Here is a 15,433-nt window from a genome sequence, read left to right as displayed (position 1 = left end):
GCAACAGCCCCCCAGCGGGCATCTGGGTCCATTGTCGCCACGCGTTCGTTCGAGAGGTGTTCGTGTCGCCTGCAAGTTCGACTCGCTCGAAGCCACAAGAGCTGAACGAGCCCGTCATTCAGCGACTGCTCGAGCGTGGGCGCTCGCAGGGTTTCCTCGAGTCTGAGGATGTCCGTCAGGCCTTCGAGGAGGCGGACATCCCCATGTCGCACGCCGCCGCGTTCTTGCGGAACCTCAGCAAAGAGGGCGTGACCGTGGTGGTGACCGCCGCGGATTCGGCTGCGCCGAAGAAGAAGTCTCGAGGTCCAGCAAAGCGTCAGACTGCCGCGCCGGTCAAGACCAAGGCCGCGGCGGCAGCCAAAGAGCAGCAGCCCGACACCGTGACCGCGGTCGTCGGCACCACCGAAGCCGAGCCGGCCGCCAAGAAGGCGGCCCCTGCCAAGAAGGCCGCGCCCGCGGCCAAGAAGGCGGCGTCCGCCGCCAAGAAGGCCGAGCCGAAGAACGCTGGGCCTGCCGAGAGCAAGACCAAGTCGCCCGAGACCAGGGCCGACGGTGACGACGACGACATCGAGCTCGATGGCGACGTCGAGCTGGACGACCTCGAAGACCTCGACGTCGACGAGATCGTCGCCGAGGAAGACACCGAGGCCGACTCCGACTCCGAGGACGACGAAGAGCCCAAGGCCGCCGAGGTCGTGGTGCAGAAGAGCGAGGACGAGGTCCTCATCCTCTCCGACGACGACGATGACGCGCCCGTCGCGCAGGTCGCCGCCGCCGGTGCCACCGCCGACCCGGTGAAGGACTACCTCAAGCAGATCGGCAAGGTCCCCCTGCTCAACGCCGAGCAGGAGGTCGAGCTTGCCAAGCGCATCGAGGCCGGTCTGTTCGCCGAGGAGCAGCTCGGCTCCGAGTCCGACCCGCTGCCGGTCGACGTCAAGGCCGAGCTCGAGTGGATCGCCGAGGACGGCCGCCGCGCGAAGAACCACCTGCTGGAGGCCAACCTCCGGCTCGTGGTCTCCCTGGCCAAGCGCTACACCGGCCGCGGCATGCTGTTCCTCGACCTGATCCAGGAGGGCAACCTGGGTCTGATCAGGGCGGTCGAGAAGTTCGACTACACCAAGGGCTACAAGTTCTCCACCTACGCCACGTGGTGGATCCGGCAGGCGATCACGCGAGCCATGGCCGACCAGGCGCGGACCATCCGCATCCCGGTCCACATGGTCGAAGTGATCAACAAGCTCGCCCGTGTCCAGCGGCAGATGCTGCAGGACCTCGGCCGCGAGCCCACGCCGGAAGAGCTCGCCCGTGAGCTGGACATGACGCCCGAGAAGGTCGTCGAGGTCCAGAAGTACGGGCGCGAGCCCATCTCGCTCCACACCCCGCTGGGTGAGGAGGGCGACAGCGAGTTCGGCGACCTGATCGAAGACTCCGAGGCCATCGTCCCGGCCGACGCCGTCAGCTTCACGCTGCTCCAGGAGCAGCTCCACTCCGTTCTCGACACGCTGTCGGAGCGGGAGGCGGGCGTCGTCTCGATGCGCTTCGGTCTCACCGACGGGCAGCCGAAGACGCTCGACGAGATCGGCAAGGTGTACGGGGTCACCCGTGAGCGCATCCGCCAGATCGAGTCGAAGACCATGTCGAAGCTGCGTCACCCGTCCCGGTCCCAGGTGCTGCGCGACTACCTCGACTGACCTGGCCGAGCCGTAACGATCGAGCCCCGCACGGAACCTGTCCGTGCGGGGCTCTTTCGCGTCTGCCGGGTCAGGTCACGTTGACGTCGAGCGTCCACGGTCGGGTGGGGCGCGACGGCGCGCTGAGCTCGACGGCGTGACCGAGGTCGCTCAGCTGCTTGGCAAGCTCGTCGGGGGTGACGGGGTCGGCGCCGGATTCGAGCAGCGCTCGGGCGATCACGCCGCGCGTGGCCTTGGCCATGTGGCTGACGACCTTGCCGTCGCGGAACACGCGTACCGTGATCGCGCGGTCGCCCGGCTGCCACGCGCCCGCGTACGTGGCCGAGCGCAGGTCGACCACCAGGCCCGGCAGGCGGTCGAGCTCCTTCGTGAGCGCCGGGCGCCAGAACGCCGCGAGCCCCCCGATCGGCGGCAGACTGACCCCCATCGACAGGCGGTACGGCGGGATCCGGTCGTTGATCCGTACGACGCCCCACAGGCCCGAGAAGATCAGCACCGACTCCTCGGCCCGGCTCCGCGCCTCGCCGTCGAGCGTGCCGAGGCCCAGGTTGTCGTACAGGACGCCGGTGTAGAGGTCGGCGGCCGGCAGCGTCGGGGCGGTCTTCAGCTCGAGGTTCTTCGCCAGCTCGCCCGCCAGGCCCGGTGTCAGGCCGAGCGTCTCGAGGGCGTCGCGGCGCTTCGAGGCTCGGATGAGCGCGTTCAGCACCCGGGTGCGGTGCTTGGACAGGGACGCGAAGGACAGCTCACCGACGGGCGGGCCGCTGCCCTCCGACGCTTTGCCTTCAGACGGCGGCAGCAGAATCAACACAGCCCCCTAGCGTATTCGCCCAGGCAGCCCGCCCTGCGCCCGCGTGCCGCTCCGGGACTCCCACGCCTGGGATCTCCCGGTCCTCGGCTAACCTGCGCGGGTGAACTTCGACCTGCTCGTCCACGAGGCATGGCCCGCCTACGAACAGCGCCCGCACGACGGCTGGCTGCTGCGCTACGCGGGCGGGGTGACCAAGCGGGCCAACTCCGTGCTCGCGGTCGATCAGCCGTCCGACCTGGACGGTGCGATCCGCGCGGCGGAGGCGTTCTACGCGGAGCGCGGGCAGCGCTGCGTCTTCTCGATCGGTCCCGGCGTCATGCCCGGACTGGACGAGGAGCTCGGACGCCGGGGCTACGCGGAGGTCGACCCCACGTACCTCATGACGCGCTCTCAGGGGGCCGGGCACCCGTGCGCCGTGGGCGCGGTGCGGATCGAGGAACGGCCGTGGGACGGCTGGCTGGAGACGTGGTGGGCCGTGGACGGCCGGTTCAGCGACGGCTTGTCAGTGGCCGAGCGGGTCTGCACGGGAGTGCCGGCTTGGTACGCGGCCTACGAGGAGGACGGCCGGGTGCTGTCCGTCGGGCGAGGCGTCCCACAGGGCGACACACTGGGCATCTACTGCATGGCCACCCTGCCTGAAGCGCGCAGGAAAGGGCTCGCACGGACGATCCTGCGAGCGCTGACCCGGCACGCCGGCGTCGGGTCGGCGTACCTCGTCGTGACGGAGAAGAACACGGCAGCCCAGAAGCTGTACCGCAGCGAGGGCTTCGAGATCACGACCGGCTACCACTACCGCGTGCGCTGACTCTTTCACGGCTGTCCCTCGTCCGGCCGCCTGGACGGGGGGGACGGTTCCCGAAAGGGGCGGCGCATCCGGAAACAAGGCCCGTGGTGATCAGCGCCCGGCCTGGAGCTGGCGAGGAACGTTGGATTTATCGCCATTTTCCGGACTTGACCTTGTGTTCTCGCGAGGGCGGGTGGCTGCGAGCTTCCTGGAGGTCTGACGGATCCGTAGATGCCCTGGCCGGCCGCTTCCCATGGGTGTCCTGGGTCAGTGAAGCTGCCCGGCCTGGTTCAGGTGATCGAAGATGACCTGGTCGACCGGGGACACGCGGTCGCGGTCGGCGTAGCTCAGCCAGGCGACCTCTTCGATCTCGTTGCTGGGCGTCGGTGCCCCGTGATGGTCGGCGGTGTAGCAGGTCATCTGCACGGTGACGCCCTCGGCATGGCCGTGTGCCTGGGCCTGGTAGGTGCCGATATGGGTGGCGGTGGCGGGGATGATGGTGACGGCGAGTTCCTCATCGATCTCCCGTACGAGGGTGTCGAGGTCGCTTTCACCGGGTTCGCGCTTGCCTCCGGGGATGTAGTAGGCGTCCTTGCCTCGCGACCGGGTACTGAGGATCTTGCCGTGGTCCAGGTGGATCCAGGCAATCTTGTCGATGACGCTGTTCACCATGTGTGCTCCCTGGTGCCGGAGGTGGACGGATGGCTCACGCAGTCGCGTTCGCCGGTGATGCGTTGGTCGTGCGGGCGGCGCACGGGGAGTTCGATCATCTCGAAGGCTGAGACCATCGCGGAGCGCGGGTACCTCGACCTTCGGATCCGGTGCCGCACGGTGGCGACGGCCGGTCAGACGCATCTATAACGCGTAAACCTCACACCCTCCCGCATCCCCCACTTCAACATCAGGACCCGACAGCGCCTCTCACACATCTCTGGCCTCGGTAGGGGCCGGTCCTGCATCGGGGGATCCGCGTAGTGCTTGTGTCGGTGTCGGTGTCGGTGTCGGTGTCGGTGTCGGGGGCGGGTGGGCGTCAGCGCTCTCATGTATCTCTGGCCTCGGTATCGGGGGCCAGTCGTGTATGGGGGTGATCCGCGTATTCCATGCCTCGGTATCGGGGGCGGTCCTGTATCGGGGTGATCCGCGTATTCCTTGCCTTGGTGTCGGGGGCGGGTGGGCGTCAGCGTCCCTCACCTCGATGTCGGGGCCCTCTCGCGCGTCCCTCGCCGGGGCGCTGAGCGTGACTGCATCCAGGCTCGGGTGGGATGTCGGGTCTTCGAGGGTCGTCGACTGGCTTCGTGCCCGCTGCGGACACTTGGCGGCTGGGGTGTTCTTGACTGTGGTTCGCGTGGTGGCCCTTGTTCTCGGCGTTCAAGGTCTCCAGGGAGTGCTTCTCGGCGGTCGAGCGAGTCGACCTTGCGAACAGCGCTGTCGCAGCCAGCATTGGTGTTCCTCGGTCTGCGGCAGTACGGCCGCAGTCCAGTCGAGCGCGCGCCCCCGAGTCCCGGCGCTGGTGCGGGCACCGCCGTGCGGCTTGTCGACGCGCAGGGAGTCGGCTCGTGGCTCGGCCGGCGCAGCGATGGGCCGGCTCCTCAGGGATGTGCCGCTGTGAGCGGTGCGCGGTCGCGGGCGTCGTCTCGAGAGCATCGTCGATGGTCCGGGGATGGGGCAGTCTTCCGGTTCGAGCCGTCAGCCGGTGACCGAGACCGTCCACGACCTCTGGCACTTCGAGCCGACCACGCCGGTGTCACACCCCTTGAGGGTCCACCGGTAGCCGCCGTTGGTCCGCTGGCGGGTCCAGGCCTTGCCGCGGTTGCCGCCGACGAAGTCCTCCTGCCGTCCCTGCGGGTCGGCGGGGCTGGTCCAGCGGACGAGGAACTTGTCCCAGTTGCGGTCGGTGGCCTTCCAGTCGAAATAGGCGTATCCGTTCCTGGAGTACGCGGCCACCACGAGCTTGGAGCCGTTCTTGGGTGACCAAGCCATCTGACCGTGCACGAACGACTGCCTACGTCCTGCCCAGCCGACGCCGTTCATGTAGATGTCGGTCTCCCGCGTCGTCGGGCAGCCCAGCTTGCCGTGCTCGCCGCCCAACTCGGCCCACCGCGCCCCGATCAGCCCGTACGGCGCGATCGCGCAACCCGCGGAGGCGTGGGCCGGCGTTGCGACAGCGATCGTCCCGGCGAGCGCGAGGCCGGCGGTGACGGACAAGACCACGCGACTGCTCATCGAGCACACTCCCAAGGAACCAGACCCGCCTGCCTGTTCGTGCGGGTGCCGGATTCTTTGGTACGCCCGCCGCCTTGGCAGCCGCTTGACCGCCACTTGCTGGAGTCAGCTGGTGCGCCGTCACTCGTCGTGCCTCCGAGTCGATGTGCCGCCGCATGGCTGCCGCTTGCTGGAGCCTGAGCCGCTGCGCAACTGCTCGACCGCCGCTTGTTGGGGCAGCCGGTGTGTCGTCAATCGTCGGAGGGCTGAGCCGTGTGCCGCCGCTTGCTGGGGATCGGAGCCGATGCGCCGCCGCCCCGATGGCCTGGTGCTGATGCGGGTTGCGGGTATCCCCGTCCGGGCCGCTCACTGCTTTGGCGGGGAACACCGGTGTCCGCGTTCTTGCGCGTCGGGAGGGAGGACGGCCTTCGGGACGGCGGCCCTGCTCCGGGTGCGTGCGTGTCGAGCGGGGGAGTTGGTGGTTCTGCTCTGGGCGCGGTGGGGCGAGCCTGGGAGATGGCGGCCCTGCTTTCGCGGCTCGTGGGCTTGGAAGCAGCTCACAGTCAGCTCTGTTGCCGAAGGGGATGACTGCGGGAACGCAGAACGGCGACCCCGGATGGCCGGGGTCGCCGTTCTGGCTACGCGATATGTGGTTATCTCACACGACGGGCGCTTAGGGTCAGCGCTCGTCGCTGGGGGCGGTTGATCGAGTTTCGCTGAGTCGAGCCGACTCGTCCAGGATGTCGGCACCCTTCTCGCGCAGCGCCGCAACGTGCTGACGCCCATGGTGGGCGCAGAACAGCAACTCCCCACCCACGGGCAGGGTCGCGCGAATGTAGGCCTGGGCGCCGCAGCGGTCGCAGCGGTCGAGGGCCGTCAGCGGCTTAACGGGGGCGAGAGCTCCAGTCACGTATCGCCTTTCGGGTCACCCCCGCCGAAGCGAGGATCTGGCGTCAGTCACTTGGAACAACATCTAACCGGACCTGGAGCTTCCCAACCGCCTGCTCTCTACGCCCAGAGCAGAATGTGTCCGAAAGTAATGATGATCAGCCGGTTGGTAACAGCAAACGTTCCGCCATGGCAAGCTTGTACGCGCACGCAGGGGAACAACGGTAAGCTACGCACACGTGTTCGATGCTCAACACCAGGGGAGCGGGAGTGACGCTAGTCGAGGCGGGTTACACGGCTCGTCACCTGTCGGTGCTTGAGGGGCTGGAAGCCGTCCGCAAGCGCCCGGGCATGTACATCGGGTCCACCGACAGCCGCGGGCTCATGCACTGCCTCTGGGAAATCGTGGACAACGGCGTCGACGAGGCGCTCGCCGGCTACTGCGACCGCATCGAGGTCGAGCTCCACGCCGACGGCTCCATCGAGGTGCGCGACAACGGCCGCGGCATCCCGGTCGACGTCGAGCCCAAGTCGGGCCTGGCAGGTGTCGAGCTCGTCTATACGAAGCTGCACGCCGGTGGAAAATTCGGCGGCGGCTCCTACGGCGCGTCCGGCGGTCTGCACGGCGTCGGCGCGTCCGTGGTGAACGCGCTGTCCTCGCGGCTCGACGTCCAGGTCGACCGTGGCAGCCGCGTCCACGAGATCAGCTTCCGGCGCGGCGTCACCGGCGTGTTCGACGGCGACGGGCCCACGGCCAAGTTCAAGAAGAAGTCCGGCCTGCGCGTCGGTGCCGAGCTGCCCAGCAAGGCCACCGGCACCCGCGTGCGTTTCTGGGCCGACCGGCAGATCTTCCTGCCCGACGCCGAGGTCTCCCTCGACGAGATCCACGTACGCCTCAGGCAGACCGCGTTCCTGGTGCCCGGTCTCACCCTGGTGGTCTTCGACAGCCGTCACGAGGAGCGCACCGAAGAGGTGTTCCGCTTCGACGGCGGCATCTCCGAGTTCACCGAGTTCCTGGCGCGCGACGAACCTCTCTGCGAGGTGCTGCGGCTGCAGGGCGTCGGCCACTTCCACGAGACCGTGCCGGTCCTCGACGACCAGGGCCACATGACGCCCACCGAGGTGCAGCGCGAGCTCAGCGTCGACGTGGCGATCCGGTGGGGCAAGGGCTACGAGTCCACCGTGCGGTCCTTCGTCAATGTCATCGCCACCCCCAAGGGCGGCACCCACATCACCGGTTTCGAACGCGGCCTGGTCCGTACGATCAACGAGATCCTGCGCGAGACCCGCCTGCTGAAGAACGGCGACGACCCCGTCACCAAGGACGACATCTCCGAGGGCCTCACCGGCGTCGTCACGGTCAGGGTGCCGGAGCCCCAGTTCGAGGGGCAGACCAAGGAGGTGCTCGGCACCTCCGCGGCCACCCGCATCGTCTCCCACGTCGTCTCCCGCGAGCTCAAGGAGCTGTTCGCCAACCCGCCGCGCGGCTACAAGCAGCCGCTGCGGTCGGTGCTGGAGAAGATCGTGGCGGCCGCCAAGGCCCGCATCGCGGCCCGCGAGCACCGTGACAACCAGCGGCGCAAGAGTGCCCTGGAGAACTCCGCGCTCCCGGCGAAACTGGTCGACTGCCGCAGCGACGACGTCGACCGCAGCGAGCTGTTCATCGTCGAGGGCGACTCCGCTCTCGGCACGGCCAAGCTCGCGCGCGACTCGGAGTTCCAGGCGCTGCTGCCGATCCGCGGCAAGATCCTCAACGTCCAGAAGGCGTCCGTGAGCGACATGCTCAAGAACGCCGAGTGCGCGGCCATCATCCAGGTCGTGGGGGCAGGCTCCGGGCGCTCGTTCGACATCGAGTCCGCCCGCTACGGCAAGGTCATCCTCATGGCGGACGCCGACGTCGACGGCGCCCACATCCGCTGCCTGCTGCTGACCCTCTTCCATCGCTACATGCGTCCCATGGTGGAGGCCGGTCGGGTGTTCGCCGCTGTGCCGCCGCTGCACCGCATCGAGCTGACGAACCCCGGTCGGGGCCAGGAGAAGTACATCTACTGCTACTCCGACGCCGAGCTGCACAAGGTGCTGCGCGACCTGGAACGTCGCGGCAAGCGCTGGAAGGACCCGGTGCAGCGGTACAAGGGCCTCGGTGAGATGGACGCCGACCAGCTCGCCGAGACGACGATGGACCCGCGCCACCGCATCCTGCGGCGCGTGCGCATCGAAGACGCCGAAAGCGCCGAGCAGATCTTCAACCTGCTGATGGGCAGCGAGGTCGCGCCACGACGGGAGTTCATCGTCAACAGCGCCGCCGAGGTCGACCGCGACCACATCGACGCCTGACGGCCAAGGTCGACGGCAGCGACTCTGACGTGTCCCAGCCGCGGTCAACCACGGCTGGGAGTCTGACGTCTCTCGGCCGAGGCAAGCCCGGTGACTCCGACGCGTCTCGGTCGAGGTCAACCGCGGCTGAGTCCCTGGCGTGCACCGGATGGGGTTCAGCCCGGCTTGGCTCCAACGTGTGCGGCTGAGGTTGACGGCGGCTGTGACGCTGATGCTTCTCCGCCGAGCGCGGTGCGCCGGGGGCTGCGCCGTCGCCGTGTCGGCGTGCGTGGTTGGCCGGCGTCTCCTCCTGGTGGCGGGCATCGGTGGCGGCGGCCGCTGCGACGCGGGCCTGCCGTGCTTGATGGCGTCTGCGGCTGTGACGCGTCCCAGCCGGCGCGCGTGGTTGATGACGGTGGTGAGACGCTGGGCCGTGGTTGTCGGGGCTCGTTGCGGCGAATGGCTGCGCTGGAGTGTCGTCGGCCGTCCCAGGGGCGTGCTGGGGCAGTGACGCTGGCGCTCGTGCCGCTCGGCGCGCACGAACTGCGGCACGAGCGGCAGGTACGCCGCCTGGTCGTGTCGAGCGGCGCATCCGCCTCGCCCGCGCCCTCTGCGTCGGGTGATTGCCGATCAACTTGTGGAGAGCTGCCGTGGCGTGCGGTTGATTCCCTGCGTCGCCGCTGTGGTGGTGGCGGTCGTTTCCCTGCGTCGCCGCTGTGCTTCGCAGGAGGGTCTTCGGCAGCCGTGAGCAGTGCACGTGGCGGCCGGTGGATGTGCCGTGAGCGTGCTGATGGTGGCGGCGGGGATCGAACGTGCGTGGCATCTCGCCTGGGCATGTCGCTGTGTTGGCAGGCATGGTTGCTCGTACGGCGATCTTGATGCGGTGCGAGGCTCAGAAGTGTTGTTCGCTTGCACGCGGACCGGGGCGCGTTGATGGAGGGCTCCGGCGCCGTTTCGATCCCGTGGTGGGGCTGGTGGCCTGAAGATTTTCTGTGGTGAAGGGGTAGTGTCCGGGCGTAGCTGCTGGTCCGGGTGCCTGTGCGGGAGGCCGGGTGGGCGAGAGGAACCGGACGTGCGTCACAGCAATCTTGCCGATGTGTGGCTCGTTCGGCGGATGCGGCGGGTGGGTGGGCGGAGTGGCGGTGGAAATTTGCTGTTCCGTGTCGAGGGGTGGGTCCGGGCTCCGACTTACTGCGAAAGTACGGATCGAGAGTCGAGGAGATGACGTGAAGTTTCTGCTGATTATGCATATGAACCCGCAGGTCTGGGACGGCCTGACCGAGGAGCAGCGGCAAGAGGTGTTCGACGGCCACGGGGCGTTCATGGCGACGATCACAAAGTCTGGCGAGATGTTGGGCACCGTCGCCCTGGCCGACCCGTCGCAAAGCGCCGTCGTGCGGGTGCAGCGGGGAATGCCGGCGGTGACCGACGGGCCGTACGCGGAGGCGAAGGAGTACCTCGGCGGTTACTACCTGGTCGAGTGCGACAGCAAGGAGCGTGCCCTGGAGCTGGCGGCCCTCATCCCGGACGCTTCCGTGCCCGGGCTCGGCATCGAGGTACGGCCGGTGGTCTTCGCCAGTACGACCGAGGGCTGATGCCAAGCTCCTGCCAGGTCTCCGGGTGCGAGGTTCCGCCCGGGTCCCCCGGACGTGGAGTTCCTGCCGGGTCTCCGGGTGTGAGGTTCCGCCCGGGTCCCCGGATGTGGAGTTTGTGCCGGGTCTCCGGGCGTGAAGTTCCGCCCGGGTCCCCGGATGTGAAGTTCATGCCGGTCTGCGGATGTGGAGTTCCGGCCGGGGCTTCGCGCGGGGGAGGCGCGGCCGGAGGAGGTCGAGCGGGCGTGGGCTCCTGACCGTGGAGTCGGCCTTGGTCGCCTTCTGGTGACTCGCCGACGCCGCCACTGCCCGACCGGGTCCACGAACCCGGACCGTGTTGATGGTGACGACCCGTAGCGGGTGACGGCCCCGCTACGGGTCGTGTCATGTTCGGCCGCTCAGGCTTGCGGGCTGTGCGGTGGTCGCCCCGCGCAGGGCTCTGCTGCGGGTGGTGTTGTTCCGTGCATGCCCGGACGCTCAGGGGTCCGGGTGGGTGGAGAGGTGGCCCGCCTGGGGCGGATCGTCAGAATGAGGACGGGTTGAGTCGTCCTGTGTGGACGTCGTAGATGGCGCCTGCCACCGGCATGCCCGCAGGCAGGAACGGCGTCGCCCTGATGCGCAGGAGGTCGTGCCGGAGGGCCTCCTCCTGGTTCGCGATCGTGTGGTACTCGAGGCTGCGCGTGTCGACGCCGCGTGCGGCGGCCATCGCATGGACGTCGGCGTCGGTCACCTTCGCCATGCCGCAGTCGGTGTGCGGCATCAGCAGCACTCGTTCCACCCCGAGCACATAGACGGCCAGCACCAGCGTACGGAGCACGTCGTCGGTCACGCGCGCACCGGCGTTGCGCAGGATCTTGGCGTCGCCCGGCCGCAGGCCGAGCAGCCCCAGCGGGTCGATGCGGGAATCCATGCACGTCACGACGGCAAGTCCGCGGGCTGCGCGCCCGGTGAGCTCGGCATTGCTGAACGATTCGGCAAACCTCGTGTTGCCCTCATAAACGTCGTCGAACGCACTCATGCCATGAATGATCCCGCAAGCAGCAAAGTCGCTGGTGACCGGGGTGGCGACTCGGGCCGCACGTGCTGGAGTTGGCAAACGTGCCACGCAATCAGCTCACGATGCGTGATGATGTCGTAGCCGTATGTACGTTGCCGAAGAAGGTTGTCATGAGTAGGTCCGAATCGCTCGCCGCATATCTCCGTGCCCAGGCCTGGCGGCGCCTCGACCGCGTCGAGCTCAACGACGACGGCCGTAACGCCAGAAGCGCCTTGGCCCTCCTCGACACCGCCGCCTATGCCGCCGGCCTGCCCGAGGACGATCCGCTCATCCTCACGCTGCACGAGGCGGGCTGCTTCGGCCCCGGCGAGCGGTTCGACCCGGGCGAGGCGGGCACCAAGCTGATCAAGCACTGGGCGGGTGGAGAGCCGCACGAGCTGCTCATCGCCCTGCCGCACGCCATCGCCGCCGCCATGTGAGGTCATGCGGGCTGGTTACCCGGCTTCCACTTGATGCTGCAGCCGAGCGCCGGCCGCTGCTGCTCCGGCACGGGCCGTCCCTCGAGTAGCGCGTCGACGGCCGCCCGCAGCGACGACCCGGTCACCGGTACGGAGTTGCCCGGCCGCGCCCCGTCGAACTCACCCCGGTAGGCGAGCCGCAGCTCGGCGTCGTACAGGAAGAAGTCGGGCGTGCAGGCCGCCTTGTAGGCCTTGGCGACGTCCTGGGTGTCGTCCAGCAGGTACGGAAACGTGAACCCGGCCCGCGTGGCCTGCTCGGCGAGGTGGGTGGGGTCGTCGTCGGGATAGTTGACGCTGTCGTTGCTGCAGATCGCGACGATCGACAGCCGCGCCCCGTAGTCCTTGGCGAGCGCGCCGATGCCGGTTTCTATATGCCGGACGTATGGGCAGTGGTTGGAGAGGAAGACCACGAGGGTGGCGGGTGAGTCCTTCAGGTCTTCGAGCGACACGCTGCCGCCGTTGATCGCGGTCAGGTCGAAGGCGGGCGCCGGGGTGCCCAGTGGCACCATGGACGAATTGACAGCCATGACCCCATTCTCCCGGAGAGAGGCGGACATCCATGGGAGGCATTGCCGAGTTCCGTAGCATCGTGCTCGACTGCCCCGACCCGAAGGCCCTCGCGGAGTTCTACTCCGAGCTCCTCGGCTGGCCGATCACGTCGGTCGAGCACGACTGGGTGGTCGTCAGCGACGGGGGCTCGCCGAGGCGGCTGGCCTTCCAGCTCGCCGCTGACCACCGTCCCCCGACCTGGCCGGACGCCGAACGTCCCCAGCAGCTCCACCTCGACCTGACGGTCACCGACCTGGACGAGGCCGAGCGGCGCGTCCTGAAGATCGGGGCTCGCAAGCACGACCACCAGCCGAGCGAGGAGGGCGACTTCCGGGTGTACCTCGACCCGGCGGGCCACCCGTTCTGCCTCTGCGTGGACTGAGGCCGTTCGGCGAGGCTGACCCCGCGAGTTCCGCGGGGTCAGCTTTCACGTCACTCGTCGCCGGGCTCGGGGGACGCCGGGGCTTGCGGCGTGCCTCCGGGCAGGGCCTCCTCGGTGGAGGCCAGGGCGCCGCCGATCGCGCCGATGGTGTGCGTCAGCCGGACACCCGATCCGTCGCGCCGGCCGACCTCGTCCGGCAGCGGCACCGGCTTGCCGACCGCCGAGACCGCCTTCGCGGGCGCCGGCCCGGCCCAGGCGAGCAGGAGGACGTCCTCGCCCTTCAGGAAACGCTGGGCGCGTACGCCGCCCGTGGCGCGGCCCTTCGGCGGGAACTCCGCGTAGTCGGACACCTTGCCGCCGCCCACCTGCGTGCCGGGCAGCGCCGTGGACGACCCCGCGACCGTGACCACCTGAGCGGGGCTGTCGGGATCGACCACACCGAACCAGATGACCTGCGCCCCGTCGTCGAGGCGGATGCCCGCCATGCCGCCCGCGGGACGGCCCTGGGGGCGTACGAGGGCGGCGGAGTAGCGCAGGAGTTGCGCGTCGGAGGTGATGAAGACCAGGTCGTGGTCCTCGGAGACGAGCTCGACGGCGCCGACCACGCGGTCGCCATCCTTCAGGGTGATCACTTCGAAGTCGTCGCGGTTGGCCGGGTATTCCGGAACCACCCGTTTGACCACGCCCTGCGCGGTGCCGAGGGCAAGACCAGGGCTGTCGGGGTCGAGGGAGCCGAGCCCGACCACCTTCTCGTCGGGCTCCAGCGACACGTACTCGGACACCGGATGCCCGCCCGACAGCGACGGCGGGACGGCCGTGGGCGGCAGCGTCGGCAGGTCGACGACCTGGACGCGGATCAGCCGGCCGAGGGACGTGACCACGCCGACCTCACCGCGTACGGACGTCTTGACGACCGAGACGAGCACGTCGTGCGCCGAGCGCTCGCCCTCGCCCGACAGCGGCGAGGCGTCGGAGGTGCGGGCGAGCAGGCCGGTCGAGGACAGCAGCGCCAGGCACGGGTCGTCGGCCACCTGCAGCGACACCACCGGCGTGCGCGTCACGCCGGCCGCCTCGAGCAGGACCGTGCGGCGCGGCGTGCCGTACTTCTTGGCCACGTCGGCCAGCTCGCCGGACACCACCTGGCGCAGCTTCGTCTCGGACGACAGGATCTCGGTGAGCCGCGCGATCTCGTCGGTCAGCGTCTCTTTCTCGCCGTCGAGCTCCAGCTTGTCGTAGCGGGTCAGCCGGCGCAGCGGCGTGTCGAGGATGTAGGCGGCCTGGATCGCGGTCAGGTCGAAGACCTCCATCAGCCGCGTGCGCGCCTGCGCCGAGTCGTCGGAGGAACGGATGACCTGGATGACCTCGTCGATGTTGAGCAGCGCGATGATGAGGCCGTCAACCAGGTGCAGGCGCTCCTCGCGCTTGCGCCGCCGGAACTCCGACCTGCGGCGCACGACCTCGATCCGGTGGTCGACGTAGACCTGCAGCAGCTCGCGCAGCCCGAGCGTGCGCGGCTGGCCGTCGACCAGGGCGACGTTGTTGATGCCGAACGTCTCCTCCATCGGCGTGAGCCGGTAGAGCTCCTCGAGGACGGCCTCGGGGATGAAGCCGTTCTTGATCTCGATGACCAGCCGGAGGCCCTTGTGGCGGTCGGTGAGGTCTTTCAGATCGGCGATGCCCTGCAGCTTCTTGCTGGTCACCAGCTCCTTGATCTTGGTGACCACGCGCTCGGGGCCGACGTTGTACGGCAGCTCGGTGACGACGATGCCCTTGCGGCGCGGGGTGATCTGCTCGACCGTGCACCTGGCGCGCATGCGGAAGGTGCCGCGGCCCGTCTCGTACGCGTCGCGCACGCCCTGCAGCCCGATGATCGTCCCGCCCGTCGGCAGGTCGGGGCCCGGGACGAACTTCATCAGGTCGTCGAGCGAGGCGTCGGGCTTCTTGATGAGGTGGCGGGCGGCGGCCACGACCTCGGTGAGGTTGTGCGGCGCCATGTTGGTGGCCATGCCCACCGCGATGCCGCTGGCGCCGTTGACCAGCAGGTTGGGGAACGCCGACGGCACGACCGCGGGCTCGGTCTCCTGGCCGTCGTAGTTGGGCTTGAAGTCGACGGTGTCCTCGTCGAGCGACTCGACCATCAGCATCGCCGCCGGGGCCAGCCTGGCCTCGGTGTAGCGCATGGCCGCGGGCAGGTCGTCGGGGGAGCCGAAGTTGCCGTGCCCGTCGACCAGCGGCAGCCGCATCGAGAACGGCTGCGCCAGGCGTACGAGGGCGTCGTAGATGGCGCTGTCGCCGTGGGGGTGCAGCTTGCCCATGACGTCGCCGACGACGCGCGAGGACTTGACGTGGCCGCGGTCGGGACGCAGGCCCATCTCGCTCATCGAATAGAGGATGCGCCGCTGCACGGGCTTGAGGCCGTCACGAGCGTCGGGCAGCGCCCGCTGGTAGATCACCGAGTAGGCGTACTCGAGAAAGCTCGTGCGCATTTCGGAGGAGACGTCGATGTCGACGATCCGCTCCTCGAAGTCCTCGGGCGGGGGGGCAGTCGTGCGTCGGGCCATGTCGAACATTGTGCCGAAGCGTTCGGGTGCCCGCGACCGGTTGAGCCGCCCGAGGAGTTCGCGGCGGGCGTGAATCCGCCGCTGTACGGCGCTGTGGGCACGCGGTTTCCGGCTCGGCGGGCGCGAATCGTCGGTGGAAGCTGGT

The 15,433-nt window shown here is 68.9% G+C and carries 13 protein-coding genes; 6 read left to right on the top strand and 7 right to left on the bottom strand.

Annotation, left to right across the window (positions count from 1 at the left end; all coding sequences use genetic code 11):
• Positions 1–62 precede the first annotated feature (62 nt).
• Positions 63–1,691 carry an RNA polymerase sigma factor gene (locus tag BLR04_RS32920; RefSeq protein WP_090772750.1) on the top strand — a complete coding sequence of 543 codons (1,629 nt, stop codon included), beginning with the start codon at positions 63–65 and terminating at the stop codon, positions 1,689–1,691.
• A 70-nt stretch (positions 1,692–1,761) separates the two neighbouring features.
• Here the strand turns inward: BLR04_RS32920 and BLR04_RS32915 are convergent, their stop codons facing one another.
• Positions 1,762–2,499 (bottom strand): YaaA family protein, encoded by a 738-nt coding sequence (locus tag BLR04_RS32915; protein ID WP_090772686.1) that lies wholly within the window; start codon positions 2,497–2,499, stop codon positions 1,762–1,764.
• A gap of 100 nt (positions 2,500–2,599) precedes the next feature.
• Between BLR04_RS32915 and BLR04_RS32910 the strand changes: the two genes are divergently transcribed.
• The gene (locus tag BLR04_RS32910; protein WP_090772684.1) at positions 2,600–3,304 is read left to right on the top strand and encodes a GNAT family N-acetyltransferase; all 705 of its coding nucleotides are present in this window, start codon (positions 2,600–2,602) and stop codon (positions 3,302–3,304) included.
• Positions 3,305–3,550: 246 nt separating this feature from the next.
• Here the strand turns inward: BLR04_RS32910 and BLR04_RS32905 are convergent, their stop codons facing one another.
• The 3 genes from BLR04_RS32905 to BLR04_RS32890 form a co-directional block, all read right to left on the bottom strand.
• Positions 3,551–3,955, bottom strand: a complete 405-nt coding sequence (locus BLR04_RS32905; protein WP_090772682.1) for an NUDIX hydrolase — start codon at positions 3,953–3,955, stop codon at positions 3,551–3,553.
• Between the two features lie 1,014 nt (positions 3,956–4,969).
• Complete coding sequence (locus BLR04_RS32895) at positions 4,970–5,506, bottom strand: LGFP repeat-containing protein (RefSeq protein ID WP_143022324.1); 537 nt, start codon at positions 5,504–5,506, stop codon at positions 4,970–4,972.
• Between the two features lie 658 nt (positions 5,507–6,164).
• Positions 6,165–6,395 carry a DUF7455 domain-containing protein gene (locus tag BLR04_RS32890; RefSeq protein ID WP_090772676.1) on the bottom strand — a complete coding sequence of 77 codons (231 nt, stop codon included), beginning with the start codon at positions 6,393–6,395 and terminating at the stop codon, positions 6,165–6,167.
• A gap of 248 nt (positions 6,396–6,643) precedes the next feature.
• Between BLR04_RS32890 and BLR04_RS32885 the strand changes: the two genes are divergently transcribed.
• Positions 6,644–8,710, top strand: coding sequence for a DNA gyrase/topoisomerase IV subunit B (locus tag BLR04_RS32885; protein WP_245740806.1), 2,067 nt, complete (start codon positions 6,644–6,646; stop codon positions 8,708–8,710).
• A 1,205-nt stretch (positions 8,711–9,915) separates the two neighbouring features.
• Positions 9,916–10,284 (top strand): YciI family protein, encoded by a 369-nt coding sequence (locus tag BLR04_RS32875; protein WP_090772670.1) that lies wholly within the window; start codon positions 9,916–9,918, stop codon positions 10,282–10,284.
• Between the two features lie 520 nt (positions 10,285–10,804).
• Here the strand turns inward: BLR04_RS32875 and BLR04_RS32870 are convergent.
• On the bottom strand, positions 10,805–11,299 hold the full coding sequence (locus BLR04_RS32870) for a beta-class carbonic anhydrase (protein ID WP_090772668.1): 495 nt from the start codon (positions 11,297–11,299) through the stop codon (positions 10,805–10,807).
• Between the two features lie 149 nt (positions 11,300–11,448).
• Between BLR04_RS32870 and BLR04_RS32865 the strand changes: the two genes are divergently transcribed.
• Entirely contained in the window at positions 11,449–11,757 is a 309-nt protein-coding gene (locus BLR04_RS32865) for a hypothetical protein (RefSeq protein WP_090772666.1), read from the top strand.
• A 2-nt stretch (positions 11,758–11,759) separates the two neighbouring features.
• Here the strand turns inward: BLR04_RS32865 and BLR04_RS32860 are convergent, their stop codons facing one another.
• Positions 11,760–12,323, bottom strand: coding sequence for a thioredoxin family protein (locus BLR04_RS32860; protein ID WP_090772664.1), 564 nt, complete (start codon positions 12,321–12,323; stop codon positions 11,760–11,762).
• A gap of 32 nt (positions 12,324–12,355) precedes the next feature.
• Between BLR04_RS32860 and BLR04_RS32855 the strand changes: the two genes are divergently transcribed.
• Positions 12,356–12,727 carry a VOC family protein gene (locus BLR04_RS32855; RefSeq protein WP_090772662.1) on the top strand — a complete coding sequence of 124 codons (372 nt, stop codon included), beginning with the start codon at positions 12,356–12,358 and terminating at the stop codon, positions 12,725–12,727.
• A 50-nt stretch (positions 12,728–12,777) separates the two neighbouring features.
• On the opposite strand, the gene BLR04_RS32850 is transcribed toward BLR04_RS32855, so the two are convergent.
• Positions 12,778–15,297 carry a DNA gyrase/topoisomerase IV subunit A gene (locus BLR04_RS32850; protein ID WP_090772660.1) on the bottom strand — a complete coding sequence of 840 codons (2,520 nt, stop codon included), beginning with the start codon at positions 15,295–15,297 and terminating at the stop codon, positions 12,778–12,780.
• Positions 15,298–15,433 lie beyond the last annotated feature (136 nt).

The sequence above is a fragment of the Nonomuraea maritima genome, from assembly GCF_900100395.1.
Taxonomy (GTDB): domain Bacteria; phylum Actinomycetota; class Actinomycetes; order Streptosporangiales; family Streptosporangiaceae; genus Nonomuraea; species Nonomuraea maritima.
Note: the sequence above shows the minus strand (reverse complement) of the source record. Positions and strands in the feature narration are given on the sequence as shown.

Bases quoted from the DNA above. Each gene is read 5' to 3' on its own strand.
- BLR04_RS32855 (WP_090772662.1), top strand. From the start codon at position 12,356: ATGGGAGGCATTGCCGAGTTCCGTAGCATCGTGCTCGACTGCCCCGAC.
- BLR04_RS32860 (WP_090772664.1), bottom strand. From the start codon at position 12,323: ATGGCTGTCAATTCGTCCATGGTGCCACTGGGCACCCCGGCGCCCGCC.
- BLR04_RS32905 (WP_090772682.1), bottom strand. From the start codon at position 3,955: ATGGTGAACAGCGTCATCGACAAGATTGCCTGGATCCACCTGGACCAC.
- BLR04_RS32865 (WP_090772666.1), top strand. From the start codon at position 11,449: ATGAGTAGGTCCGAATCGCTCGCCGCATATCTCCGTGCCCAGGCCTGG.
- BLR04_RS32870 (WP_090772668.1), bottom strand. From the start codon at position 11,299: ATGAGTGCGTTCGACGACGTTTATGAGGGCAACACGAGGTTTGCCGAA.
- BLR04_RS32850 (WP_090772660.1), bottom strand. From the start codon at position 15,297: ATGTTCGACATGGCCCGACGCACGACTGCCCCCCCGCCCGAGGACTTC.
- BLR04_RS32895 (WP_143022324.1), bottom strand. From the start codon at position 5,506: ATGAGCAGTCGCGTGGTCTTGTCCGTCACCGCCGGCCTCGCGCTCGCC.